Here is a 23496-nt window from a genome sequence, read left to right as displayed (position 1 = left end):
CAGCCAAGCGAGGCGCCTGGGACCGCCTTTGCGCCGTCCCAGGCGGAACCCCTCAGTAAGTGTAGGTCAGGTCGACGCCCCACATTCTGGGTTCGGTGATGTTCACGAACGGCGTGCCCAAGGTGGTGGCGGTGATGTTGTTCACGCCGGTCACATACTGGTTGTCGAACAGGTTGTTGACGTAGAAACCGACCTGATAGCGCTCGTCCGCATTGCGCCAGTAGAGACGAACATCCGTTCGGTTCTGCGCCTCGGAGGGATCGAACCAGGGGTCTGAAGGCAAGAACCCTGACCCGTGGACGTCTTGTTGCAGCGACCTTCGCCGCGATAGGCGTGGATCAGCTGCATGTCGAGCGAGCCGGCGCCGCCGAGGTCGCGCCGATAGGAGCGCCCGCCGCCGCTGACCATAGCGGTTCGCCCGTCGGCTGGCCGGCCAGATCGCCGTCGTCGGTCATCTTTCGCTTGTAGGTGGCGTCGATGTACTGGGCGTTGGCGAACAGGTTCAGGCCGTCCAGAGGCTGCACGTCCAGTTGCATGTCGAGGCCCCAGGCGGTGTCGTCGCTGGTCTCGACCAGATACTGCGGCACATTGGACCCCGCCGGTGTGACCAGCCGGATCGACTGCTTGCCGTCGTAGTCATACTGGAAGGCCGAGATGTTGAAGCGGGCGTTGGGGCCCAGGCTGCTCTTCAGCCCGATCTCGAAATTCTGCACGTCTTCATTGTCGAAGCGCGAGGCGACCTCGACGCTGTTGAAGCCCCCGGCCTTGTAGCCCTTGGCGTAGGAGAAGAAGACCATGGCGTTGTCGGTCAGGTGATAGTCCGCGACGAAGCGCGGGCTGAGGTCGGACCAGGAGTCGGACAGCTTGCAGGCCACGCCTTCCTGGACCGTGACGCCGTTGTCGCACTGAACCCCCGCCAGGCCTGACAGGTCGAAGACGAAGTCGGAATACAGATAGCCCAGCGCCGGCCCCATGTAGGTATCCAGCACGAAGTTGACCGTGGGGTCGTTGAGCACGGCGTCCAGTCCGGGCGCGACGCGCGGGCCGTTCAGCCACTGGAACGTCTTCTTGTCGCGGGTATAGCGCAGGCCGAACGTCAGGTTCAGGCGGTCGTTGGCGGCCCAGATGACGTCGGCGAACACGGCGGTCGCATCGAAATCGCCCTCGTTGATCATGTCCTCCTGCCAGCTGTGGCCCAGCGTGCTGGCGGGGATTCCGGCCATGCCCAGGATCATGTCGGCCAGCGAGAACAACGGCTGTCCGGCCGCATTGGTCAGGATGGTGTTGATGCTGTCGGTGGTGGCGTAGGTGTCGCTGCGCTGTTCGGCGTGTTCGCTGTAGTAGCTGGCGCCGGCGATCCAGTTGAACGCGCCGTGTTCGCCGGCGAAACGGAATTCCTGGTACCAGGACCGGTTCTTTTCGCGGTTGTTGGTGTCGAAATACAGATCCGGCCGGTTGGTGCCGTCCTCGTCCTCGCGGTTCTCGGTGCTGAAGCGGCGAGCCGAGGTCAGGGAGGTGAAGTCGATGTCGCCGAAGGCGTGGGTGATCGTCAGCGTGCCCTCGTCCAGGCGACGCGTCTCGTGGTTGTCGATGACGTCATTGCGGATTCCGGCCTTGAACGGGTTCAGATAGTCCGCAGGATTCGACGGAAAGGGCGGCAAACCCGGTGCGGCGGGCAGGGGGCGACGCCGATCGCCGGGCGGGCGTCCTGATCGATCTCGTCATGGGTCCAGCTGAGGATCATCTGCGTCTGGGGACCGACATCCCAGCGCAGGGCTGCACGCGCGGCCCAGTTGTCCTCGCGGTCATAGTCCTGGCCGCTGGCCTCATCGATGAGCCAGCCGTCGCGGCGGTTCACCAGGGCGTTGACCCGCAGGGCCAGGGCGTCGTTGATCGGCAGGTTGACCAGACCCTCGAAGCGGCGCTTGTCGTATTCGCCCAGCCGGACGCCGAGGCGGGCTTCGAATTCGTCGCTGGGCTTGTTGGTGGTGATGGATACGGCGCCGGCGGCGCTGTTGCGGCCGAACAGGGTGCCTTGCGGCCCTTTCAGCACCTCGATCCGGGCCACGTCGCTGAACGCCAGCAGGCCGGCCCGAGCGCGCCGCATAGACGCCGTCGACATAGACGCCCACCGCCGGGTCCGTGCCGACGCCGAAGTCCGACGTCGAGACCCCGCGAATGCTGTACTTGGCCTGGGTCGGACTGGTGTTCGACACCGAGAGCCCCGGCACGAAGGCGGAGATGTCGCCCATGTCGTCCGCCGCCAGCGATTCCAGCGTCTTGGCCGTGACGACGCTGACCGTGATCGGGACTTCCTGCAGGCTCTGTTCGCGCCGTTGCGCGGTGACGACGACGTCATCGAGGGTCGTGGCCTCCTGCGCCGTCGCCAGACCCGGCGCGGCCATGGCGGCCAGCGCCACGCTCCCCGCCAGCGTCGCCTTGCGACAGTGTTCCATCTTGATCATCGCAGCCCCTCCCAAAGCCCCGTTTCTCAAACTTCAAGAAACAGAATATTATTCCGTTTGACAAGGGGCTGTGGCTCGATGCGGCGTATGGAAAGGCGTCAAGTCATGTTAGACGGCCTGCAGACTGGAATGGAGGGCGGCAGTGACCTCGCGCGCGTCGCAAGAAATCATCACCACGCTGGAACGCCGCGCCGCGCCGATGCAGCAACGTGCGCGCGATAGAATCACCCGGGTGCTGGCGGCGACCGAGAAGCTCCTGGCCTCGACCTCCGTCGATACGATCACCACCAGCGCCATCGCGGCTGAAGCCAATGTGCCGGTCAGCTCGATCTATCGCTACTTCCCGAACGTCTTCGCCATCTACAAGGAACTGTTCGAGACCCTGGTGGCGCAGCTGCACGCCCGCATTGCGGAGATCATGGAGAACCCCGAGTTCACGTCATGGCGCGAGCGCCATCTGCAGGTGATGCGGACCCTGCGCAAGATGCTGGACGAGGACCCCGCCTATCGCCCCCTGTTCCATCTGATGCTGACGACGCGCGAACTGCGGATCGTCAAGGAACAGGCCAATGCCCAGATCGCGGCCTATCTGGCGGCGCGGTGGGAGCAGGGGCTGGACGGCTTCCAGGGCGACGCGCCCCTGGCCGTCGCCCGCATGGCCACTGAGATTTTCACCTCGTTTGAAACTCTGACCAGCGGCGAGGCCCAGTCGGAATGGACCGACCGTCTGTTCGCGGAGGCGACCGTGGCGCTGGAGCGTTATCTGTCAGCCTATCTGCAGGACTGATCGGGCGCAGACGGCTCAGGCCATGCGTCGGAAAAGCGCCAGCTTGCCCGGGGTGAAGGGCGGATAGCGGATGCTGGCGTCCAGGGCGAAGCCGCGTTTCAGCACGGCGCGCCGATGGCTGAAGGCCTCGAAACTGTAGCGTCCGTGGTAGGCGCCCATGCCGCTGGCCCCCACGCCCCCGAACGGCAGGTTCGGATTGGCCATGAAGATCACAGCATCGTTGATGGTGGCCGAGCCGGATCGCGTGGCGGCGATGATCCGGTCAGCCGTCGCCTTGTTCCGGGTGAAGGCGTAGAGCGCCAGGGCAGGCGCGCGGGCGTTGATCGCCGCCAGGGGTTCGTCCAGCGTCTGATAGGGCAGGACCGGCAGGATCGGACCGAAGATCTCCTCGGCCAGAACCGGCGCATCGGCCGCGACATCCGTCAGGATGGTGGGCGCGACATAGCAGGCGTCGACATCGGCCTGGCCGCCCGTGACGGCGCGGCCGTCGGCCAGCAGGCTCTGCAGGCGCGCGGCGTGATGCGCGTTGATGATGCGGCCGTAGTCCGCGCTTTGCCGTGGATCGGGGCCGAACATGGCCGTGACCGCGCGCTTCAGCTCCTCCAGCAAACGAGCCTCGACGGAGGCGGCGACATAGACGTGATCCGGCGCCACGCAGATCTGGCCGGCGTTCAGGAACCGGCCCCAGACGATGCGCCGGGCGGCCACGGCGAGGTCGGCGGTTTCATCGACGATGCAGGGGTTCTGACCGCCCAACTCCAGCACGACCGGGGTCAGATGGCGGGCGGCGGCCGCCATGACGATCCGACCGACCCGTTCGCCGCCGGTATAGAAGATCAGGTCGAAACGCTGGTCCAACAGGGCTGTCGAGACCGCGGCGTCGCCCTCGACCAGGGCGAAGGCGCGGGGGTCCAGATAGCGTTCCACCAGGCGCTTCAGCAGGATGGAGGACTGGACCGCCATGTCCGAGGGCTTGATGACCGCGCAGTTGCCCGCCGCGATGGCCCCGACCAGAGGGGCCAGCACCAGCTGGAAGGGATAGTTCCACGCCCCGATGATCAGGGTCACGCCGTAGGGCGCCGGCTCGATAAAGCTCTTGCCGGGTTGGATCGCCAGGGGTGCGGGTCCGCTGGGGGCGGCTCCATCGGCCCAGATGCTTGCGCGCGAGGGCCGCCTCGCTGGAGACCAGGTCGATCTCGGCCGTACAGGCCTCGGCGAACGGCTTGCCCAGATCCGCCTTCAGCGCAGAAGCGATCTCCGCTTCGTTCTCGACCATCATCCGTTCGAGGGCGGCGAGCTGGGCCCGACGCCAGGCCAGGTCGCGCGTCAGGCCGCTGTCGAAGGCGGCGCGCAGCCGATCCAGGATCGCGGGGATCTGAGGGTCAGGGGTCTGAGCGGCAGGGGTCTGGTGCACAGGGGTCTGGGCCGCGTCTAACGACATGATCCCTCCAGTGAATCGATCCAGGACCGGATCAGGGCGACGCCCTCGTCATGGCGGGTCGAGCGGCCGATCTCGGGCATCATGACGGCCGGATGGGTCGAGTCCATGCGGTAGGCCATGATGGATTCATCCGCCTTGCCCGGCACGATGTCGAACCGCAGGTTCCCCGTGCCAGCGCCCGCCGCGACGGGCGGTTTGCACAGGCCTGCAGACCCGGACAGCGGCGAGGGCGCATCCAGATAGAGCCCCGAGGTGGCGGCGGCTCCCTTGGGGTTGTGGCAATGGCCGCAGTTGACGTCGAGATAGGCCCTGGCGCGGGCCTCGGTCGATGCGGCGGCGTCTGTCCAGGACACCTGAAGCGGCGCCTGGCCAGGATCGGCGACGCCCTTCAGATAGCCCATGGCGGTCAGGCGGCTCAGCTGGTTTTCCGTCCTGTCCGAATAGGCGAAGTCGCGGTTGAGCAGACGGGCCTTAGGGCCGATGGGCTGGATTTCGCGGGTGGCGACATTGGTCGCATGGCAGGCCGAGCACTGGGTCGCATTGGGGACGATGTAGGAGAAGGTTTCGTCCTTGCCGTCCGAGCCCGTCATCGTCAGGGGGACCGCGGCGCCGACGCGGTGCAGGACGGCGTCGGTCTGGGCCTCGTTCCAGAGATAAGTCAGGGCGGTCCAGCCCTCGGGCCGGCGGATCAGCAGGCGGGTTTCGATCATGCGAACCTGCTTGAGCTTCAGGCCGTCGCCTTCATGGAATTGCCTGGGGTCCCCCTGTCGCAGCACGCGGCCCTTGGCGCCGGTCGGGTAGAAGAAGGTCTTGGTGATGACCGTGCCGACCGGGAAGGACAGCGCGTCGTCCGGCGTGTAATCGGCCGAAACGCCCGGCGGCATCCAGATGGTCCGCAGCTTTTGCGCATAGTCGGTGAACAGCGGCGTGGTCAGGTCATACGGCGTGACCCGGGCGCCGAGGATGAGAGCGCCGTCCGATGTCTGAACCATGCCCCATTCCCGAAGGGATTTGGGATTGTCGGCCTCGAAATAGGTCGGCTCCGCCAGAGGCTGGGCCGCGGCCGGAGGCTTGGAACAGCCTGCTGCTCCGATCAGGAGCAGCAGGCCCAGCGAGAGCAGGCGAAGCGGTTTCATGGGCCGTGTCAGGCTTGCGGCAGGACGACCGGCTTGAGCCGGGGCAGGGTGCAGCGGTGCGGCGTGATGTCGGTGTTGGGCTTGGCGTATTTGTTGGGCCCGTCGACGTTCAGGATTCCGGCGTCGCCGTTGTCGATGCAGATCCGCAGTTCAGCGGGCAACTGGCCGTTCACCAGCTTCTTCGGATTGACATAGCCGTCCCACAGGATGTCGGGGAAGCGGCCGGTGGGGCCGATTTGGCGATGCGCAGGGCTTGGAAATCCATGCCGTCCGGCGCATTGCCGCCGCCGCTGAAGCGGTTGTCCTTGATCAGGATGGCTTCGGGATAGGGATCGAAGTCCGCGCTCATGGCGCTGTCGGAATAGCCGGCGGAGAACAGGGCGGAGATGATGATGTTGGCCGTCTTGTTGTCGGCGATCTCATTGTCGAAGATCTCGACCTGATCGTTGGAGTTGACGATCACGCCCGTGCCTGCGGGCACGCTGGCGACCGGGGTGCCGGCGTGGCCGAAGTTGCGCGTGTTGTTGGCGATGGCGCGGTTGTTGTAGACTCGCGTCCGATAGCCGGCCTGCTGAAGCTGGGGCATGTTGAAGACCAGAATGCCGCCGGTGTTGTTGGTCGCCAGGTTTTCATAGACGTCGGCGTCGATGCAGTTCTCGATCTCGATGCCGGCCACGTTGAACTCGGCGCGGTTGCGGCGGACCACCACATTCTGCGACTGGCCGACATAGATTCCGGCGTCGGAGGCGCCGATCGCCACGCTGTCTTCGATCAGGACATTCTTGGTCTGAACCGGATAGATGCCGTAGGCGCCGTTTTCCGTCTTAGGGCCCTGAGTCCATTCCGTGCGGATCTTGCGCACGATGATGTTCTCGCCCTTGTTGATCTTGATGGCGTCGCCCTTGGTGTCCTCGATCGCCAGGTTTTCGATGGTGAAGTTGCTGGCGGTGACCAGCAGCCCCTGGGCGCCGGCCGCCTGGTTGCGGAAGTTCAGGATGGTCTTGTCCATGCCCTGGCCTCGGATGGTCACGCCGTCGACCACGAGGCTCAACTCGGTATCGATGGCGAAGACGCCGGCGGGGATCTCGATCACCGCGCCGGGCTTGGCGTCCATCAACAGCTCCATCAGTTCGTTCTGATAGGTGGTGTTCGCCTTGCTGAGGTCCGTGCCCTTCTCGGCCGTTTTCGACCCGCAGGCGCTCAGAAACAATATCGCCGCGACCGGCAGCCAGATGCGCATTTTCATGATGTCCCCTCCAGAACGCTCGTGAGTGTTCGCCCAGCCCAAGGCTTTCACAAGCTTCATTACGCCGCAAGAAGAAAATGAAACTGTTTCTGTTTTTGGCTACGCTCGACGAATCGTCGGGGTTGTCTCGATGGCCTTCGTCGCCAAGACCTTCGCTCTCGCGCCGCAGTTTCGGCTCGGAAAAGCGTTGCTTTACGTAGGAGCAGGTGGCCACGAATGTGATTTTCAGTGCGCGCCGCCATCGGATCGCGCATCCATATGCAGGGTCGCCTGACCCTTTCGTCCAGGGATGAAGCCCTATGCTGACCGCATCCGCACCACCACGGTTCGCCATGATCGGCGGCGTTCGTATCCCCTTTTGGCGGTCCAGCGCCGTCTGGGCCGTTGGGGCGAACCGGGACAGGCTGACCGCCGCTCTGCGCGGTCATTGGCGCGACGCGGCCGCAGGGCGCCGGTCGGCGTGGGCGGTCGAGAAATGAGCGTCGTGACTGATTCCGCTGACGACCTGGACCAACTGTGGGCCGAGCGTTTCTGGACGAAATTCTATCACAAGGGCGTGCCCGGCTGCATTGAGGACGAGCTGGCGCGCTGGACGTCGGTCCCTCAGTTGTTCGAGGCGGATGCGCTGAAGTTCGCCGACCGGCCCGGCTTCGTCAGCCTGGGTTCGGCAGTGACCTACGGCGATATGCTAAAGGCGGCCAAGAGCTTCGGCGCGTGGTTGCAGTCGGTCGGCGTGCAGCCGGGCGAGCGGGTGGCGCTGATGATGCCGAACTGCCTGCAGTATCCGGCGGCCCTGTTCGGCGCGCTGTTCGCCGGCGCCATCGTGGTCAACGTCAATCCGCTCTACACCCCGCGCGAGTTGAACCATCAGCTCAAGGACAGCGGGGCGGTCGTCCTGGTGGTCATGGACATGTTCGCCGCCACGGTGGAGCAGGCGCGCGAAGGGACCGATCTTCGGCATGTCGTCGTCACCGCCATGGGCGACATGATGGGCGGCCTGAAGGGCGTCGCCGTCAGCGCCATGATGCGTCATGTGCAGAAGATGGTTCCAGCCTATCGCCTGCCTGGCGCGCATCGGTGGACGCGCCTGATGGCCAAGGCGCGGCGAATGAGCTTGCAGCCGGCGCCGATTAGTCCCGAGGACATCGCCTTCCTGCAATATACGGGCGGCACGTCAGGCGTGGCGAAGGGGGCGATGCTGACCCATCGCAACATCCTGGCCAACACGATTCAGGGGCGGGTCTGGCTGCTGGATCAGATTGATCAGACACGGCCTCTGGGCAATGTCACCATGCTGCCGCTGTACCATATCTTCTCGCTGACCGCGAACCTGATGATGTTCACGGGGGCGGGCGGGCGCAACATCCTGATCGCCAATCCGCGCGACGCCAAGCGGGTGGAATGGATCCTGCGCAAGGAGCGCTTCGTGGCCATGACCGGGCTGAACACCCTGTTCGTCAGCCTGATGAAAAGCCAGGCGTTTCGAGAGCGCGACTTTTCGGATCTGAAGTTGACTATCGCCGGCGGCATGGCGACCCAGAGCGTCGTGGCCCAGGAGTGGCAGGCGGTGACGGGCGCGCCGCTGATCGACGGCTATGGACTGACGGAGACGTCGCCGGTGGTCTGCATCGGGCGCGTCGATCTCGAGCATCCGGAAGGGATGGGCTTCGACGGAACGGTCGGCCTGCCGGTGCCCTCGACCGAGGTTCGCATGCGTCGCGAGGACGGCAGCTGGGCCGGGATCGGCGAAGAGGGCGAACTGCATGTGCGCGGCCCGCAGGTGATGCTGGGCTATTGGAAACGGCCCGACGAGACGTCCAGGGTGCTGTCGGACGACGGCTGGCTGGCGACGGGGGACGTCGGGGTGATGCAGGCGGACGGGCGCGTGCGTCTGGTGGATCGGATCAAGGACATGATCCTGGTGTCCGGCTTCAACGTCTATCCCGGCGAGATCGAGGACGTGGTCGCCAGCCATCCTCTGGTCGAGGAGGTCGCCGCCGTCGGCGTGCCGGATGCGGCGCAGGGCGAGCGGATCAAGATCGTCGTCGTGCCGCGATCGCCTGAGCTGACGAAGGAGATGCTGATCGCCCACTGCCGCGCGCAACTGACCGGCTACAAGGTGCCGCGCATCGTCGAGTTCCGCAGCGAACCCCTGCCCAAGACGGCGGTGGGCAAGGTGCTGCGTCGCGAACTGCGCGGCTGATCGCGTTCAGCCTGGGACGGCTGTTGCGCGCTTGTGGGTGATCAGCAAGCCGAACGCCGCCGCCAGGGGGAACATCAGCACGCCATAGACGGCGCCGGGCAGGGTCATCTCCGGGCTGCGCAGCACCGATTGGGCGATGACGATGGCGAGGGTGGCGTTGTGCAGCCCGACCTCGAAGGCGCTGGCGGTGGCCTGCGGGCGTTCGATCTTCAGCAGGCGCGGCACAGCGAAACCTATGCCGAGGCTGAACAGGCAGAACAGGATGACGATCCCCGCCAGGGCCTGGAAGTTGGCGAGCAGCACATCCAGGCTGGACGCCGCCGCACCCAGGATCACCAGGGTCAGGATCACGATTGAGGCGATCCGCACCGGCTTGTCCATCGCCTGGGCGAAGCCGGGTTTCAGCCCGCGCACCAGCATCCCCAGAGCCACGGGAACCAGCACGATCATGAAGACCTCGAGGGTCTTGGTCAGCTGCAGGCCGACCTTCATGTCGCCGGGCTGGAAATAGGCCACGGCCAGGTTGACGATGACCGGCAGGGTCACGACGGCGATGACGGAGTTGATCGCTGTCAGGCTGATGTTGAGGGCCACATCGCCGCGGAACAGGTGGCTATAGAGATTGGCCGTTGTCCCGCCCGGCGAGGCGGCCAGCAGCATCATGCCGACCGCCAGAAGCGGCGGCAGCTGGAACGCCAGCACCAGGGCGAAGCAGATCGCCGGCAGCAGAAGCAGCTGACAGGCCAGGGCCACCGCCGCCGCCTTCGGCTGTCGGCCCACCCGGACGAAATCGGATGGCGTCAAACTCAGGCCCAGGCCGAACATGATGATGCCCAGCGCGATCGGCAGCCCGATCAGGGTCAACGGCGAGCCCATAGGTCATTCCCCCTGTCGTCAGGTCCGCCCTGACAGCGCCCCTTCCGCCGCCGAGCCCGGAAGCTTCGCCAGCGGTATGGAGACCTTCCAGCACAGGGTCGTCGCGCGTCAAGACGGTTCGGAACAGGGCTGGAATCCGGCTAGAACGCCTTTCCTCAAGGCGAGCGGGCGCGGCCCGTGCTTGCTTGACGCAACGGCGGCGCGTCAGGATCGTTGGGGCCGGACGTGATACGGGGTGAAGCGATGGTGATCAGTGGTGTCGGGCTGTGCGTCGCGCTGGCTGCGGGGCCGATGGCGAGCAGCCAGGAGGCGGAGCGGCAGGCTCAACTGACCGCATCTGCGCCTCGAAACGCCGAGGCGTCCCGCACCCCGCTGAGCTATGCAGAGGCTGAGGCGCGGCTGCGTGCGACGTCCAGCCTGAACCGGGCGGCGGGGTATGCGGTAGAGGCGGCGGAGGCTCAGGCGCGCGCCGCAGACGGCCTGAACCGACCGACGGTGTCGCTGGACGCTCAGTTGATCCGCTATCGCAAGACGTTCGACCTGTCTCTGGGCGAGCCGCTGGACCGGGCGCAGTCCGACATCAGCGCGGCCATTCCGGGTTTGATTTCAGGTCTGCCGGGCGTGCCGGGCGATGTTCTGGGCGTCGTGGAGCAGAGGCTGCAGGCGGCTCTGCCGGAGATTTTCGCCGCCCTGCCGCACGACATACGGCTGCAGGTGGACGACACGACGTTTCGCCCCACGGTGACGGCGCTTCAGCCCATCTATACCGGCGGCGCCATCCCGGCCCTGCGTCGGGCGGCGGAGGCCAATCTGGATCTGGCCGAAGCCAAGCGTCGGGAAGCCGTCGATCTGGAGGGCGTCGGGCTGGCCCAGGCCTATTTCGGCCAGGTGCTGGCGGCGGAGGCGCTGAAGATCGCCATCGAAACGCGCGACGGCTTTGATCTGCATCTGAACAACGCGCGCCGCATGGAGAGCGAGGGTTCCTCAGCCGCGCCCAGACGCTTCAGGTCGAGGTGGCGCGCGATACGGCGCAGCGTCAGGTCAACCGCGCCGAGCTCGAGCATGAAAACGCCGTCGCCTCCCTGGCGCGCGTGACGGACCTTGAGGACGGGGCGACGCCGACCACGCCCCTGTTCGTCAACCGCGGCCCGCTGGGACCGGCCGACCTGTTTGTGGACAGCGCGGGGCAGTCGAACGCGCGGGTCATTCAGGCGCAGGCCGGACGCGATCTGGCCGAGGCGGGGGCCGATCTGGCGGCCTCGCGCCTGAAGCCGTCGGTGTTCGCCTTCGGGACCTACAACCTGAACCCCGATGATGCGCTGCCGACCGAGCCGGACTGGGCTTTCGGCCTGGGCGCTCGCTACACCCTGATGTCTTCGGTGGACCGGCGACGGCTGCTCGGCGCCGCGCGCGCCCAGGCCTCGGCGGCGTCGCAGATGGAGCGCAAGGCCCGCGACGACGCCCGGCTGATGGTCACGCGCGCCTATAATCAGGTCGATCTGGCCCGGCGGCAGTTCCTGAGCATGGACAGCAGTCTGGAGGCCGCGCGCGAAAACCTGCGCGTGCAGGAGGTCGGCTTCCGCGAGGGCGAGGCGACGGCCGCCTCGGTGATCGACGCCCGCAACCTGTTGGGAACCGCGCGCCTGCAACGGGCGGCGGCGGCCTATGAATACGACCTGAGCCTGGCGGCGCTGTTGGCGGCGTCGGGCAAGGGTCAGACCCTGAACGATTATCTGCAACGCGACGACCGGATCAGCGCCCCATGACCCATCGCCCCATGAGCGAGACGCCTTCTTCGGCCTATACGCCGCCCAAACCCGCCGAGGCGCCGCCGCCGAAACAGCGCCGTCCGCTTCTGCCGTTGATTGTCGCGGCGGCGGTCGCGCTGCTGCTGGTCTTCATCGTCGTGGGTCTGTTCCTGGCCGCCCGCCCGGCGCCGGATCAGGTGCAGGGCATGGTCGAGGCCGAGACCTTCACCGTCGCCACCAAGGTGCCCAGCCGCGTCGAACGCTTTATGGCGGCGGAGGGCGATCAGGTGACGGCCGGGCAGGAACTCGCGCTGATGAGCAGCCCCGAGGTCGAGGCCAAGGATGCTCAGGCGCGCGCCCTGCTGCAGTCGACGCAGGCCATCCAGTCCATGAGCCGCGAGGGCGCCCGCGCCGAGGACGTGCAGACGGTCGAGTCCATCTGGCGCGCTTCACAGGCGACGGCCCGTCTGGCCGATCAGACCGCGCGCCGGGCCGAAAACCTGTTCGCCGAGGGCGTCATTTCCGCCCAGCGTCGGGATGAGGCGGTGGCCGCCCGCGCCGCAACGGCGTCTCAGTCCGAGGCCGCGCGCCAGCAGTATCTGAAGGCGCAGGCCGGAACCCGTCCGCAGGAGAAGTCGGTCGCCGACGCCAACGTCAGCGGCGCCCGCGCCGCCGTCGCCGAGGTCGAAAGCCTGCAGGGCGAGACCCGTCTGACCGCTCCGCATGAGGGCGAGGTGTCGGAACGCTTCGCCAATGTCGGCGAGCTGGTGCTGACGGGCGTGCCGGTGTTCACCATCGTCGATACGTCTGATCCGTGGGTCGCCTTCAGCGTGCGCGAGGACCAGTTCCGCGAGCTGAAGATTGGCGCCACCGTGCGCGGGGACGTTCCGGCGCTGGGCGTGAAGGGCGCCGCCTTCCGCGTCACCGCCATCAGCCCGCAGGGCGAGTTCGCCACCTGGCGCTCGACCCGCCAGTCCAGCGGCTATGATGTCCGCAGCTTCCAGGTAAAGGCCAAGCCTGCCCGGCCGATCGAGGGCCTGCGGCCGGGCATGAGCGTCCTGTTTGACTGGTCGGCGCGATGAAGGGCGGGGCGGCCGTCTTTTTTGCGGCCGTTCAGGACGAGGCGCGGCGGCTGGCGACCCGCCCGTGGGACGCCTTCGTCGCTTTCGGCCTGCCTCTGATCCTGCTGGCGGTGATCGCGGCCATGCTAGCGCCCGGCGTGATCCGTCAGGCTCCGGTCGCCGTGGTGGATCAGGACAACTCAGCTTTCAGCCGTGCGGCGATCCGCAATATGGAGGCCAGTCCGGTCGTGCGCGTGGCCCATGCCCCGGCGACGGTGGATGAGGCCGTGGCCCTGATGCGGCGCGGCGAGGTCTACAGCATCGCGCACTTTCCCTCGGGCTTCAGCGAAGGCGCCTTCCGTCGTCCGGAGCAGGTGACGGTGTCGTTCAACGGCGCCTTCCAGACCGTGGGCGCCCTGTCAGCGCTGGGGCAGTCGGCGGCCATCGCCTCGGCCGCCGCGCCGCGACTGGAGGAACGCGCGCGCCAGATCGGCCTGCCCGCCACGGCGCTGGAGCCGCCCGCCGTCCAGGTGTCGATCATCGGCAATCCGCAGCTGAGTTTCGAACTCTTCCTCGGCGGCCTGCTGGCCCGGCGTGCTGCATCTGCTGGCGGCCTGTTCAGCGGTGCTGGCTGTCGGACGGTTGATGCAGGGCGGCTCGTTCCAGGCGTTCAAGGCCCAGGCTGACGGGCGGACGACGGCGGCCCTGATCGGGACGCTGATCCCGCATTTCGTCATCTTCACCCTATGGGGGCTGGCGTGGATCGGATGGCTGTGCGGGATCAGGGGATGGGGCGTGGCGGGGTCCTTGCCACTACTGATGCTGGGCGTGGTCGCCCTGATGGCGGTCAGCGTCGCCCTGTCGGCCCTGCTGGTCGCCCTGCTGGGGGACATCGACATGGCCTTCTCAGGCACCGCCATCTATTCGGGCGCGGCCATCGCCTTCTCGAACGGCACCCTGCCGCTGGATCACGGGCCGCGGTTCGCCCGGATCTGGAGCGACATCCTGCCCTACACCCATTATCTTCGGCTGCAGACCGGCCAGATGGTGACCGGCGCAGCGCCCGGCGGGGCCTGGCGCGACCTGATGGTCCTGAGCGGCGTCGCCGTCATCGCCCTGATCCTGGCCGCCGTGCTGGTCGGCCTGCGCGCCCGCCGTGCGCCCAAGGCCGAGGCGCTGGCCTTTCCCCTGCCGGAACAGGGCGTGGGCGCCGCCTTCATCGCCACATTCCGCAATCTGCCGCGCGCTCGGCCGGTCAGCAGCCTGCTGATCCTGGCTGTGGTTCTGTACGCCTTCTATTATCCGGCGGCCTATGCCGGGCAGGCGGCGACGGGCCTGCCGGTCGCCGTAGTGACGCCGACGCAGAGCGCCTTGACCCGCGCCCTGGTCGAAGACCTCAACGCCTCCCACGCGGTCGAGGTCGCCGCTGTGATCCCCTCGACCGCCGAGGCGTCCGACCTGATGCGGCGCGGCGTTGTGGATGGCGTCGTCATCTTGCCGGACCGGTTTGAGAGCGACCTGGCGCGCGGCGCGCCCAGCGGCGTCGCCGTCTGGCTGAACGGCGGCTATCTGGTCCGGGTCACCTCGGTCGGCAAGGCGGTCGCGGCCGCTGCGGCCCATGTCGCCGAGACGCGGCTGGAGGGCCTGCCTCAGGCCGCCCGCGCGGCAAAGCTGGCCCCGACGCTGAAGCAGGAATCCCTGTTCAATCCGACGGAAGGGTATGGCGATTATGCCGTGCCGGCGGTCAGCCTGATCATCCTGCAGCAGACCCTGCTGCTGGGCGCAGGCGTCATCGCCGCCCTGCGCCGCGAGACGGGCGCTGCCCCCTGCGGTGCAGCGCAAAGCTGGGTCTGTGGTTGGCGCTGACGGCGATCGGCACGGCGTCCTGCCTGTTCTATTTCGGCTTCGTGTTCTGGGTGCAGGATTATCCGCGCGGCGGCGATCTAGGCGGGGTCGTCCTGTTGTCGCCCGTGTTCGCAGCCGGGGTCTCGGCGCTGGGGCTGCTGCTGGGCGGATTGTTCGATCGTCACGAGCGGGTCTTGCAGGTGCTGGTCGGAACCTCGGCGCCTCTTTTCTTCCTGGCGGGGGCGGCCTGGCCGCATTTCATGATGCCCAAACTGCTGGTCTGGCTGGCTTATCTGTCGCCCTCGACCGCCGCCGTCCAGGCCTTTGTGCCGATGAACGCCATGGGCGCCAGTCTGGCGGAGGTCGCGCCTCAGGCGGCGGGGCTGGTGGCATTGGCGGCGATCTTCGGCGCCCTGTGGTTGCTGCTCGATCCGCCGCGTAGCAGCGTCGCCCGCCACGGCGGTAAATGATTAGTTAAAATTGACTAGTCCAAGATGAGTATCAACCTTGGGGATGTTGGCCTCTGGGGGAGGTTTAAATGGCGAGATTGTGGCGATTGGCCGCAAGTCCAGACATCGGAAGCGACAGTCTGGAATCTCGTTTAACAACCCATTCCCGGAGGCGAAGATGCGTACTTTGATGATCACTGCGGCCGCCACCGCCGCAGCAGCCCTGCTGGCTCTGCCCGGCGTTTCCAGCGCGCAAACCAATGTGACGGTCAGCACCAGCGTGACCAACTTCTGCGGCATCGGCCTGGCCAATGTGGCCGGCGGCAATGTCGCGGTGGCCAACGGCCAGCGCCAGAAAGTCACCACGCTGCGGATGTCGTGTAACGCCCCGACGGGCCAAGCTGACCTCCAGCGCCGCCAACGGCGACTTCAAGTCGGTCGACGGCGTGCTGATCAACTACGATTGGGACCTGGTGGTTCAGCAAGTGCCGACCCTGGGCTTCCCGGCTCAGGACACCTGGCCCGGCAGCCCGGCGATCGTCACCAACTCGGGCGGCTATAGCCAAGCCCTGGCTGACGGCATCTTCGCCGATCTGTTCCTGAACCTTTGCTACAACGTTCCGGGCGGCACCGGCGTCGGCGGCACGCAAGGCGACAACACCAACCCCGGTTCGACGGGCTGCGCGGCTGCGCCGTCTGGTCCGGGCGCGGCCACGGCCCCGGCCGGCACCTATACGGAGACCTTCACCTTCACGCTGAACCCGGCTTGATCGAGCCAGAACGGGAGCTCGCAAGGCTCCCCGTTTTTCTTTCGCATTACTGCAGGGGAGATGCAGTTATGAGAGTTCAAGTCATCGCAGGTTCGGTGCTCTGTCTGATGATGGCCATGACGGCGCCGTCAGACACGCGCGCCATGGACGTCTCGCCGATGGTGGCCAAGATCACGCCTTCAGGAAGCGGATCCAGCTACCGACTGACCGTGCGCAACACCGCCACGGCGCCGGCCACGGTGGAGATAGAAGTTTATCGGATGCGGGTTGACGAAAACGGCGTCCGCAGCCTGGTCCCTGAAGAAGACGACATCGGCGTCTTCCCGGTGCAATCCGTCATTCCGCCCAATCGCGAACAGGTGGTGCAGGTGCGCTATCTTGGCGACAGCGGGCCGGAAGGCAAGATGTACCTGGTACGGGCGGCGCAACTGCCGATCAATATGCAGTCGATCACCGGCGAGGACGAGGCCGGCGCCGACGTCAAACTGGCTTTCACGATCAACACCTATGTCTTCGTGGCGCCGACCAGCGCCAGGGCGGCGGTCGAGGTGACCTCCGTTTCCCGCGCGCCGAACGGCGACATCCTTCTGACGGCGCGAAACACGGGCGACGGCTTCGCCCATCTGCGCGAGGCGCGTTTCACGCTCAAGACGGCGGACGGGAAGACGCATGAGGTTCCTGCTGCCAATATTGATGTCGGAGAGGTCAGCGTGATGGCGGGCGGCGCCACGCGCAACATGCGTATCCCGGCTGCGCTGGCGGCTGACGCCAGCGGCGACGTGACCGCCTCGATCGTGCTGCTGTGAGATGTCCGGCCGCAAACGGATCTGGCGGCGCCTGGGCGCCGCGGCCTGCCTGGGCGGCAGCGTCGCCTCGGCCAGCAACGCCGAAGCGCCCTTCGCGGGGGATGAAGTCATCCGCACGGCGCGCAACTATTCCGAAGTCACCTACGGCGCCGCCGCCGTAGTCCCGGTCGAGCGAGACGCCCCTGACGTCCTGCTCGCCGCCGGCGCCGCGTCGAGTGTTCCCCCGCGCTCGATGCGGCGGCCGGCGGACCCCAGGATCAGACGCCCTCGGCCCGGCCAACGCCGGTGCTGAGTCCGATCCAGGGGCCGCTGACCCTCGATGGCCGCTATCTGGGCGACCTGGCGGGGGAGGTGGATCTGCAAGGCCAGGGGCTGGTCGACGCCGAGGGGCTGATGGACCTTCTGGGTCCCAGTCTGGCGCCCGCCCAGCGCGACCGGCTGAAGACGATCATCGCGTCGCAGAAGCGCGTCAACATGGCGGACCTGAGAGGCGAGGGCTTTTCCTTGAGCTTCGATCCACTGGCCCTGACCTTCGTGGCAGAACTGTCGGCCGGGGCGCGTGCGCGTCGGGACGTCAGCTTCAACCGTAACGAGTTGGTCGATCCGGCGGCCTTTGATCAGCCCGCCAATTTTTCGGCTGGAGCGAATATCACCATGGCTCAGCAGTATTCACATTCGGAGAACAGCTTTGCGCCCCTGGCGGGCGGGGTGGACATGTTCGCCAACTTCGGCGGTTTCGACGGCGTGACGTTAACGGCAGGCGTCGACTACGACGGCTCATCCGATGAGCGCTGGCGCCGCCGCGAAATCCGCCTCACCAAGGATCTGTTCCAGTCGGCGGTGCGCCTGACCGCCGGCGAGTTCGCCCCGCCGGTTGAGAGCTTCCAGGGTTCGCGACGATTTCTGGGCCTGTCGGCGGCGCGGGCCTATTCGACGATCCGACCGTTCCAGAACGTGCGGCCATCTGGGCGGCGCCAGTTCGTGCTGGATCGCCCCGCCCTGGTGGTGGTCGAGGTCAATGGCGTGATTATCGAGCGGCTGCGCCTGGACGCCGGGCCCTATTCACTGGGCGACTTTCCGTTCGGCCAGGGCGCCAACACCGTGCGCCTGCTGGTCGAGGACAATACGGGCCAGAGAGAGATCGCCGTGTTCGACCTGTTCGGCGGCGCAGGACTGCTGGACCCCGGCGTGCTGGATTTCGGCGTCTCGGCGGGCGTGCTGGAGGAGGGCGGATCGCTGGAATACGGCTCCGCCTTGGGCGCGTCGGGCTTTGTCCGCAAGGGGATAAGCGACGTGCTGACCCTGGGCGCCAACGCCCAGCTGGCCGAAGGGCGCGGCCAGGCCGGCGGGCTGGCCGTATGGGGCAGCCGCCTCGGCCTGATCCAGGCGAGCGCCGCTGTCAGTCATAACGGCGACACGGGACGGCAGGGCTATATCGGCTCGATCGACTATCTGCGCGAGACGACGTTCGGCCGGGAAGCCGATCTTCGCCTTGTAGCGTCAATCCAGGCGACCAGCCGCTATTTCCAGAGCGCCTTCGAAACCAATGGCTTCAACCGTGAGAGATGGCGCGCCGCCGGCCAGGCGTTGTTGCGGTTCCGCGCCTATACGATGGGCTTTGGCGCGGCCTATGTGAAGGGGCGGGGCGAGCGGGATCGGACCGACCTCAATCTGAACTTCGGTCGCAGTTTCCGCCGTTTCGGCGTCAATATGACCGTGCAGCGCACGACCGCCCTGGACGGGCGGGAGGACACGCGGTTCGGCATCAACCTGACCACTCGTTTCGGCGGGCGGTGGAGCGGCGTGGCCCGCTACGACAGCCAGAACGACCTACGCGAAGTCGGCCTTTCGCGCGCCTCGTCAGGCCGTCTGAACGATCTGAGCGGGGATCTGCGCTTCTCGGAAGACGGGACGCAGCAGACCATCGCCGGCGACCTGCGCTACATCAACAACCGCTTCGATGCGGAGATCATCTCAAACCGCCTGGTTTCGAACCTGAACGACGGCGAGACGCGGCAGGAGTCGCTGTGGCGGCTCTCGACCATGGTCGGTTATGCGAACGGCGCTTTCGGCATTGGCCGATCGGCGCGCGAAGGCTTCGTCATCGCCACCGGCCACCCGACATTGAAGGGCGCGCAGGTCAGCTTGACGGACTCCAGCGGCTATCCGGTCGCCAAAAGCGGCTGGTTCGGCCCGGCGCTGGCGGGCATTGATCGCGGCTATGGCGTCCGGCGCTATGAGTTGGAGGTCGATCCCTTGCCGGAGGGCTATGATCTCGGCGCCGGCGTGATCCAGGCCTTTCCTGGTTTCGGCAACGGCTATCGCTTTGTCGTCGGCAGCGACGCCTCGCGTACGGCGCGGGGCTATCTGATTTCGCCCGAGGGGCCGGTGGCCTTGATGGGCGGCCTGATCGTCCCGGCCGGTGCAAAGGACGACGCACAGGGCAAGCCCTTCTTCACCAATCGCAACGGGCGTTTCATCGCCGACGGCCTGGCCCCCGGACAATATCGACTGGTGATCAAGGGGCGAACGGTGGGCGAATTTGTCATTCCGGACAACGCGGAAGGAGTAAGCGATGTGGGAGAAATCAAAACCCCTGGCCCGGTGTCATAGGGCGCAAGGTCGGCTGATGATAGGGACAGCGGGCCTGCTTGCGGCTGCAGCCTTGGCGTCCAGCGTCTCGGCCCAGACATGCGAGCTGGCGGCGCGGGACGGGCCGCAGACGGTGCGGATCGAGTACAACCCCTTCGCCATCGGACCGTCGTCCGGCGCGCTGGACATCGACCTGGAGAACCGGGGCGACGCCGCCTGCGATGTGCGGATGTCGTTCACCGACGACGTCGGCGTTGAGGTCACCAGCGTGGTCCTGGGTAATGTGGGCGTGCAATTCCGGCCGCGTGAGGCGTCGGGCGTGCAGATGGCCGATGTGCAGACAGCCGTGTTTCAATACCAGCTCGCTCCGGGCGCCAAGGGGCAGGCCCAGTTCGACGCCGCTGTGGTGCAAGGAGCGGTGGCCGACGCCGGCGAATACGGCGTGAACCTGCGTCTGGTCGTGAAGACGGCGGACGGCGAACCGATCGGAGCGCCGATCCCGGTGCGGCTGATCCTTCAAGCGACGCCCAGAGCGCAACTGAATCTGGCGGGCGCAGCGGGAGCCTTCGGCACGGGCTCCAGCGTTGAGGTCGTGGATTTCGGCGAGGCGATCGCCGGCGTCACCCGGCGGATATTCCTTCAGGTCCGCGCCAATACGATGGCGACGGTGTCGGTTTCGTCTCAGCACGGCGGCGTCATGCGCCGGGTGGAGGAGGCGCCCGACGCCCCGGCCTTGCCCTACACAGTGGATTTGGACGGTGATGGTGTTGATCTGTCGACCCTGTGGACAAAACAGATTGATCCGCCGCGGACCCTGGCCGGTATTTCGATTCCGATGACCTTCATTTTGGGCTCTGTCGCCGGCGCCATGGAAGGTCGTTATGCGGACGTTCTGACGATAGACATCTCCCCCAAATGAACTGACCCATTTTGGGACTTTATAGCGGCGTGTTAAATTTCGTGCCAGAACGAATTTGTTTACAGCGCCAAGTATGCTGTTTGTCAGATCTGTGAAGTCATCGAAGTTTTTTATTTAGTGTTGATCAAACGTACCCACTAGGGAGAATCTTTAAAGCGCAGCTTATTAAAATCCCGATTTCTCATTTTGAACCTTGAAAAGCCACCGATACGCGACCAACAATGTGGAATTAGAGGATGCGCTGTTCAGCTTTCAGGAGCTGATGGTCCTTGGGGCCTGGCGTGCGGGAGGTTAGGGCGATGATCGGAGAGCAGACCACGACGACGCTTGGATCGGATACGGGGAGCCCCGTTGACGGGTTGTGGATAAGCCGATCTGAAGCGGCCTTCGGCGATATCCGCTCGTTCCATCCCCTTCCGCGCCTCGCGATCTGCCGGAAGCGGACGCTTGGTTTGAGGCCGATGATACGGCCCGCTTTATTCTGGATGCAGACGGTCGGGTTCTACGCACCAACGCCAAGGCGCGCGCCCTGGCCGACTGCGGCATGGTGGGGTCGCGCGGTCTGTTTATCTGCGCGGCGCATCGCAGCCGGGCGGAGCTGGACGCGCTGTTGCGGGACCTGGCCGATGGAAATCGGTCGAGCGGACGCATTCTGTTCCGCACCGGCGACGACGAGTGGTGCATCCTGGATCTGATGACGACGCCCGAGGCGCCGTGCCGAGTGTTCGCCACGGCCCAGCCGGTCAAACCGCTGGACGTGGCCAAGATCACGGCTCTCGGGGCGGTCTTCGGTCTGACCCGCGCTGAGACGGCGGTGCTGTTGCACCTGACCGCCGGCGCCACGCCCAAGGACATCGGCCGCAAGCTGGATATGTCGATCCATACCGTGCGGGCGCACCTGCGCTCGATCTGCATGCGGATGGGCGTCAAGGGCATCAATGGCGCCCTGCGGCTCAGTTTCCAGATGAGCTGACGCGCGGATCAGACGTCCAGGTCGGCGACGGCGAAGCGGGCGTTTTCCTGGATGAACTGATAGCGGGCCTCGGCCTTGCGGCCCATCAGGCGTTCGACCAGATCCTCGATCTCTTCCTCGCTGTCGGGCAGGGAGACGCGCGCCAGGGTCCGCTTCTTCGGATCCATGGTGGTCTCTTTCAGCTGAGAGGCCATCATCTCGCCCAGGCCCTTGAACCGGCCGATCTCGGTCTTCTTGCCTTTGAAGACGGTGGCCAGCAGCTCGTCGCGGTGGGCGTCGTCGCGGGCGTATTCCGACAGCGGACCCGCCGAAATCCGATAGAGCGGCGGCAGGGCCATATAGAGCCGTCCCTGACGGATCAGGTCCGGCATGGAGCGGTAGAAGAAGGTGATCAGCAGGGCGGCGATGTGGGCGCCGTCGACGTCGGCGTCGGTCATGATCACCACGCGCTCATAGCGCAGGTCGTCGACGCTGAAGCGGCTGCCCGCCTGGACGCCCAGCGCCAGCATCAGGTCGGTCAGTTCGATGTTCTGGCGCAGCTTGTCCGCCGTGGCCGAGGCGACGTTCAGGATCTTGCCGCGCAGGGGCAGGATGGCCTGGGTCGTGCGGTCGCGCGCCTGTTTGGCCGAGCCGCCGGCCGAGTCGCCCTCGACGATGAACAGTTCGGTGCCCTCGGCGGCTTGCCGTGAGCAGTCCGACAGCTTGCCGGGCAGGCGCAGCTTGCGCGTGGCGGCGGCGCGCTGGACTTCCTTGTCCTTGCGGCGGCGCAGGCGGTCCTCGGCGCGGTCGACGACGAAGCCGAGCAGGGCGTTGGCCTGTTTCGGGCTTTCGGTCAGCCAGTGATCGAAGGGGTCGCGCAGCAGTTGTTCGGCCAGGCGCGCGCCCTCGGGCGAGGACAGGCGGTCCTTGGTCTGACCCTGGAACTCGGGATTGCGGATGAAGATGGAGATCAGGGCGCCCGCATTGGCTATGACGTCTTCGGCCGTGATCTGGGCGGCGCGCTTCTCATTGATCAGCTCGCCATAGGCCTTCAGCCCCTTGACCAGGGCGGCGCGGAAACCGGCCTCGTGCGTGCCGCCGTCGGGGGTCGAGACGGTGTTGCAGTAGGAGGCGACGAAGCTGTCCGCGTCGCCGAAGCCGATCGGCGACCAGGTGACGGCCCATTCCAGCGCGCCGGCCTCGCCCTTGCGCTCGACGCGTCCGGCGAAGACGGGGGTGACGGTTTCCAGTTCGCCCACGCGCTCGGCCAGGGCGTCGGCCAGGCCGCCGGGGAAATGCAGCGTCGCCTGGGCCGGCGTCTGGTCGGTGATGCGCTCAGGGGCGCAGCTCCAGCGGATCTCGACGCCGCGGAACAGATAGGCCTTGGCTCGCGTCATGCGGAACAGGCGGGCGGGCTTGAAGGTCGCGCCGACGCCGAAGATCTGCTCGTCCGGCTTGAACCGGATCAGGGTGCCCTTCTTCTTAGAGGGGCCGACCTGCTGGATCGGGCCTTGCGACAGGCCGCGGCTGAAGGACTGGCGCCATTCGAAGCCGTCGCGCCACACCGTGACGTCCAGGCTCTCCGACAGGGCGTTGACGACCGAGACGCCGACGCCGTGCAGGCCGCCCGAGGTCTCATAGGCCTTGCCCGAGAATTTACCGCCCGAGTGCAGCACCGTCATGACGACTTCCAGCGCCGACTTGCCGGGATGGCGCGGGTGCGGATCGACCGGGATGCCGCGCCCGTCGTCGCGCACCGACAGATAGCCCTCGGCGTCCAGATCGACGGTGATCAGCTTGGCGTGCTTGGCGACGGCTTCGTCCATCGCATTGTCGAGCACTTCGGCGAACAGATGGTGCAGGGCGCGCTCGTCGGTGCCGCCGATATACATGCCGGGGCGTTTGCGGACGGGCTCAAGCCCTTCCAGCACCTCGATCGAGGAGGCCGAATAGCCGGTGGCGGCCGCCGTCGCCGTGCTGGCGTGGGACGTCAGCTCGACCTTCGGCTCATGCACCGGCGCAGGCGCTGCCTGAAGGGCCGCCGGGGGCGTCGCCGCAGGAGCGGGCGCCGCAGCGGGAGCGGCGGGCTTGGTCGGTTCGGCGTCGTCGAGCTTGGAAAACAGATCGTCCATCAGGGCATTTTGCGGCGATTCGGGGCAGGGTCTGGTAGGCTTCGCACAGAGCGGGGGCAAGCGTCGCC

Annotated in this window: 27 protein-coding genes; 17 read left to right on the top strand and 10 right to left on the bottom strand. The window is 66.5% G+C overall.

Annotated elements, in window-relative coordinates; translation table 11 throughout:
- Positions 1 to 52: 52 nt before the first annotated feature.
- From V8F63_RS14750 to V8F63_RS14740, 3 genes are read right to left on the bottom strand one after another with little or no spacing between them, the layout of a single operon-like run.
- Positions 53 to 283 carry a hypothetical protein gene (locus V8F63_RS14750; protein ID WP_392353870.1) on the bottom strand — a complete coding sequence of 77 codons (231 nt, stop codon included), beginning with the start codon at positions 281 to 283 and terminating at the stop codon, positions 53 to 55.
- A gap of 55 nt (positions 284 to 338) precedes the next feature.
- Positions 339 to 1661 (bottom strand): TonB-dependent receptor, encoded by a 1323-nt coding sequence (locus tag V8F63_RS14745; protein ID WP_392353869.1) that lies wholly within the window; start codon positions 1659 to 1661, stop codon positions 339 to 341.
- The gene (locus tag V8F63_RS14740) at positions 1625 to 2107 is read right to left on the bottom strand and encodes a hypothetical protein (protein WP_392353868.1); all 483 of its coding nucleotides are present in this window, start codon (positions 2105 to 2107) and stop codon (positions 1625 to 1627) included. The genes V8F63_RS14745 and V8F63_RS14740 overlap by 37 nt, the downstream gene beginning before the upstream one ends.
- Before the next feature lie 71 nt (positions 2108 to 2178).
- On the opposite strand from V8F63_RS14740, the gene V8F63_RS14735 reads away from it, so the two are divergent.
- The gene (locus V8F63_RS14735; RefSeq protein WP_392353867.1) at positions 2179 to 2526 is read left to right on the top strand and encodes a hypothetical protein; all 348 of its coding nucleotides are present in this window, start codon (positions 2179 to 2181) and stop codon (positions 2524 to 2526) included.
- A gap of 81 nt (positions 2527 to 2607) precedes the next feature.
- On the top strand, positions 2608 to 3252 hold the full coding sequence (locus V8F63_RS14730) for a TetR/AcrR family transcriptional regulator (protein ID WP_253121233.1): 645 nt from the start codon (positions 2608 to 2610) through the stop codon (positions 3250 to 3252).
- A 15-nt stretch (positions 3253 to 3267) separates the two neighbouring features.
- Here the strand turns inward: V8F63_RS14730 and V8F63_RS14725 are convergent, their stop codons facing one another.
- Positions 3268 to 4320, bottom strand: coding sequence for an aldehyde dehydrogenase family protein (locus tag V8F63_RS14725; RefSeq protein ID WP_392353866.1), 1053 nt, complete (start codon positions 4318 to 4320; stop codon positions 3268 to 3270).
- A gap of 28 nt (positions 4321 to 4348) precedes the next feature.
- Here V8F63_RS14725 and V8F63_RS14720 point away from each other — a divergent pair, with 28 nt between their 5' ends.
- Positions 4349 to 4687 (top strand): hypothetical protein, encoded by a 339-nt coding sequence (locus V8F63_RS14720; RefSeq protein ID WP_392353865.1) that lies wholly within the window; start codon positions 4349 to 4351, stop codon positions 4685 to 4687.
- Here the strand turns inward: V8F63_RS14720 and V8F63_RS14715 are convergent.
- Genes V8F63_RS14715 through V8F63_RS14705 form a run of 3 tightly spaced genes read right to left on the bottom strand, consistent with a single transcriptional unit; the run spans position 4684 to position 7075 of the window.
- Positions 4684 to 5829 (bottom strand): SO2930 family diheme c-type cytochrome, encoded by a 1146-nt coding sequence (locus tag V8F63_RS14715; protein WP_392353864.1) that lies wholly within the window; start codon positions 5827 to 5829, stop codon positions 4684 to 4686. The genes V8F63_RS14720 and V8F63_RS14715 overlap by 4 nt on opposite strands.
- An 8-nt stretch (positions 5830 to 5837) precedes the next feature.
- A complete protein-coding gene (locus tag V8F63_RS14710; RefSeq protein ID WP_392353863.1) occupies positions 5838 to 6002 on the bottom strand; it encodes a hypothetical protein in 165 nt (54 codons plus the stop codon).
- Positions 5999 to 7075, bottom strand: coding sequence for a parallel beta-helix domain-containing protein (locus tag V8F63_RS14705; RefSeq protein ID WP_392353862.1), 1077 nt, complete (start codon positions 7073 to 7075; stop codon positions 5999 to 6001). Before V8F63_RS14705 ends, V8F63_RS14710 begins: the two co-directional genes overlap by 4 nt.
- 25 nt (positions 7076 to 7100) lie before the next feature.
- Between V8F63_RS14705 and V8F63_RS14700 the strand changes: the two genes are divergently transcribed.
- Together V8F63_RS14700 and V8F63_RS14695 are read left to right on the top strand one after the other, a co-directional pair.
- Positions 7101 to 7349, top strand: coding sequence for a hypothetical protein (locus V8F63_RS14700; protein WP_392353861.1), 249 nt, complete (start codon positions 7101 to 7103; stop codon positions 7347 to 7349).
- Positions 7350 to 7550: 201 nt separating this feature from the next.
- Complete coding sequence (locus V8F63_RS14695) at positions 7551 to 9278, top strand: AMP-binding protein (protein WP_392353860.1); 1728 nt, start codon at positions 7551 to 7553, stop codon at positions 9276 to 9278.
- 6 nt (positions 9279 to 9284) lie between these two features.
- Here V8F63_RS14695 and V8F63_RS14690 read toward each other — a convergent pair whose 3' ends face one another.
- The gene (locus V8F63_RS14690) at positions 9285 to 10154 is read right to left on the bottom strand and encodes a bile acid:sodium symporter family protein (RefSeq protein WP_392353859.1); all 870 of its coding nucleotides are present in this window, start codon (positions 10152 to 10154) and stop codon (positions 9285 to 9287) included.
- 243 nt (positions 10155 to 10397) lie between these two features.
- On the opposite strand from V8F63_RS14690, the gene V8F63_RS14685 reads away from it, so the two are divergent.
- Genes V8F63_RS14685 through V8F63_RS14660 form a run of 6 tightly spaced genes read left to right on the top strand, consistent with a single transcriptional unit; the run spans position 10398 to position 15278 of the window.
- Positions 10398 to 11249, top strand: a complete 852-nt coding sequence (locus V8F63_RS14685) for a TolC family protein (RefSeq protein ID WP_392353858.1) — start codon at positions 10398 to 10400, stop codon at positions 11247 to 11249.
- Positions 11246 to 11920: a TolC family protein gene (locus tag V8F63_RS14680; RefSeq protein ID WP_392353857.1), complete on the top strand. Its 675-nt coding sequence runs from the start codon at positions 11246 to 11248 to the stop codon at positions 11918 to 11920. The genes V8F63_RS14685 and V8F63_RS14680 overlap by 4 nt, the downstream gene beginning before the upstream one ends.
- Positions 11917 to 12984, top strand: a complete 1068-nt coding sequence (locus V8F63_RS14675; protein ID WP_392353856.1) for an efflux RND transporter periplasmic adaptor subunit — start codon at positions 11917 to 11919, stop codon at positions 12982 to 12984. The genes V8F63_RS14680 and V8F63_RS14675 overlap by 4 nt, the downstream gene beginning before the upstream one ends.
- Entirely contained in the window at positions 12981 to 13649 is a 669-nt protein-coding gene (locus tag V8F63_RS14670) for an ABC transporter permease (protein ID WP_392353854.1), read from the top strand. The genes V8F63_RS14675 and V8F63_RS14670 overlap by 4 nt, the downstream gene beginning before the upstream one ends.
- Entirely contained in the window at positions 13558 to 14829 is a 1272-nt protein-coding gene (locus V8F63_RS14665; protein WP_392353853.1) for an ABC transporter permease, read from the top strand. The genes V8F63_RS14670 and V8F63_RS14665 overlap by 92 nt, the downstream gene beginning before the upstream one ends.
- A complete protein-coding gene (locus V8F63_RS14660; RefSeq protein ID WP_392353851.1) occupies positions 14820 to 15278 on the top strand; it encodes an ABC transporter permease in 459 nt (152 codons plus the stop codon). The genes V8F63_RS14665 and V8F63_RS14660 overlap by 10 nt, the downstream gene beginning before the upstream one ends.
- Here V8F63_RS14660 and V8F63_RS14655 read toward each other — a convergent pair whose 3' ends face one another.
- Entirely contained in the window at positions 15279 to 15557 is a 279-nt protein-coding gene (locus tag V8F63_RS14655) for a hypothetical protein (protein WP_392353849.1), read from the bottom strand.
- A 26-nt stretch (positions 15558 to 15583) separates the two neighbouring features.
- Between V8F63_RS14655 and V8F63_RS14650 the strand changes: the two genes are divergently transcribed.
- The 6 genes from V8F63_RS14650 (at position 15584) to V8F63_RS14625 (ending at position 21317) form a co-directional block, all read left to right on the top strand.
- A complete protein-coding gene (locus tag V8F63_RS14650; RefSeq protein ID WP_392353848.1) occupies positions 15584 to 16027 on the top strand; it encodes a hypothetical protein in 444 nt (147 codons plus the stop codon).
- Positions 16024 to 16833 (top strand): hypothetical protein, encoded by an 810-nt coding sequence (locus tag V8F63_RS14645; RefSeq protein ID WP_392353846.1) that lies wholly within the window; start codon positions 16024 to 16026, stop codon positions 16831 to 16833. The genes V8F63_RS14650 and V8F63_RS14645 overlap by 4 nt, the downstream gene beginning before the upstream one ends.
- 1 nt (position 16834) lies before the next feature.
- Positions 16835 to 17125, top strand: a complete 291-nt coding sequence (locus V8F63_RS14640; protein ID WP_392353844.1) for a hypothetical protein — start codon at positions 16835 to 16837, stop codon at positions 17123 to 17125.
- Entirely contained in the window at positions 17119 to 19446 is a 2328-nt protein-coding gene (locus V8F63_RS14635) for a hypothetical protein (protein ID WP_392353843.1), read from the top strand. The genes V8F63_RS14640 and V8F63_RS14635 overlap by 7 nt, the downstream gene beginning before the upstream one ends.
- Positions 19447 to 19462: 16 nt before the next feature.
- The gene (locus tag V8F63_RS14630; RefSeq protein ID WP_134581191.1) at positions 19463 to 20344 is read left to right on the top strand and encodes a hypothetical protein; all 882 of its coding nucleotides are present in this window, start codon (positions 19463 to 19465) and stop codon (positions 20342 to 20344) included.
- 544 nt (positions 20345 to 20888) lie between these two features.
- On the top strand, positions 20889 to 21317 hold the full coding sequence (locus tag V8F63_RS14625; RefSeq protein ID WP_025977493.1) for a helix-turn-helix transcriptional regulator: 429 nt from the start codon (positions 20889 to 20891) through the stop codon (positions 21315 to 21317).
- Positions 21318 to 21325: 8 nt separating this feature from the next.
- Here V8F63_RS14625 and V8F63_RS14620 read toward each other — a convergent pair whose 3' ends face one another.
- Positions 21326 to 23428 carry a DNA topoisomerase IV subunit B gene (locus V8F63_RS14620; protein WP_029972552.1) on the bottom strand — a complete coding sequence of 701 codons (2103 nt, stop codon included), beginning with the start codon at positions 23426 to 23428 and terminating at the stop codon, positions 21326 to 21328.
- Positions 23429 to 23496: the final 68 nt, after the last annotated feature.

The organism is Brevundimonas sp. LF-1, assembly GCF_037055305.1.
Lineage (GTDB): Bacteria > Pseudomonadota > Alphaproteobacteria > Caulobacterales > Caulobacteraceae > Brevundimonas > Brevundimonas sanguinis.
This window is presented reverse-complemented; position numbering and strand designations above follow the sequence as displayed.

Excerpts from the sequence above, each read along its gene's own strand:
- V8F63_RS14740 (WP_392353868.1), bottom strand. The coding sequence starts at position 2,107 with ATGCGGCGCGCTCGGGCCGGCCTGCTGGCGTTCAGCGACGTGGCCCGG.
- V8F63_RS14735 (WP_392353867.1), top strand. The coding sequence starts at position 2,179 with ATGCTGTACTTGGCCTGGGTCGGACTGGTGTTCGACACCGAGAGCCCC.
- V8F63_RS14715 (WP_392353864.1), bottom strand. The coding sequence starts at position 5,829 with ATGAAACCGCTTCGCCTGCTCTCGCTGGGCCTGCTGCTCCTGATCGGA.
- V8F63_RS14705 (WP_392353862.1), bottom strand. The coding sequence starts at position 7,075 with ATGAAAATGCGCATCTGGCTGCCGGTCGCGGCGATATTGTTTCTGAGC.
- V8F63_RS14695 (WP_392353860.1), top strand. The coding sequence starts at position 7,551 with ATGAGCGTCGTGACTGATTCCGCTGACGACCTGGACCAACTGTGGGCC.
- V8F63_RS14690 (WP_392353859.1), bottom strand. The coding sequence starts at position 10,154 with ATGGGCTCGCCGTTGACCCTGATCGGGCTGCCGATCGCGCTGGGCATC.
- V8F63_RS14685 (WP_392353858.1), top strand. The coding sequence starts at position 10,398 with ATGGTGATCAGTGGTGTCGGGCTGTGCGTCGCGCTGGCTGCGGGGCCG.
- V8F63_RS14675 (WP_392353856.1), top strand. The coding sequence starts at position 11,917 with ATGACCCATCGCCCCATGAGCGAGACGCCTTCTTCGGCCTATACGCCG.
- V8F63_RS14670 (WP_392353854.1), top strand. The coding sequence starts at position 12,981 with ATGAAGGGCGGGGCGGCCGTCTTTTTTGCGGCCGTTCAGGACGAGGCG.
- V8F63_RS14655 (WP_392353849.1), bottom strand. The coding sequence starts at position 15,557 with ATGCCGCAGAAGTTGGTCACGCTGGTGCTGACCGTCACATTGGTTTGC.
- V8F63_RS14650 (WP_392353848.1), top strand. The coding sequence starts at position 15,584 with ATGTCGCGGTGGCCAACGGCCAGCGCCAGAAAGTCACCACGCTGCGGA.
- V8F63_RS14640 (WP_392353844.1), top strand. The coding sequence starts at position 16,835 with ATGTCCGGCCGCAAACGGATCTGGCGGCGCCTGGGCGCCGCGGCCTGC.
- V8F63_RS14630 (WP_134581191.1), top strand. The coding sequence starts at position 19,463 with ATGATAGGGACAGCGGGCCTGCTTGCGGCTGCAGCCTTGGCGTCCAGC.
- V8F63_RS14625 (WP_025977493.1), top strand. The coding sequence starts at position 20,889 with ATGGTGGGGTCGCGCGGTCTGTTTATCTGCGCGGCGCATCGCAGCCGG.
- V8F63_RS14620 (WP_029972552.1), bottom strand. The coding sequence starts at position 23,428 with ATGGACGATCTGTTTTCCAAGCTCGACGACGCCGAACCGACCAAGCCC.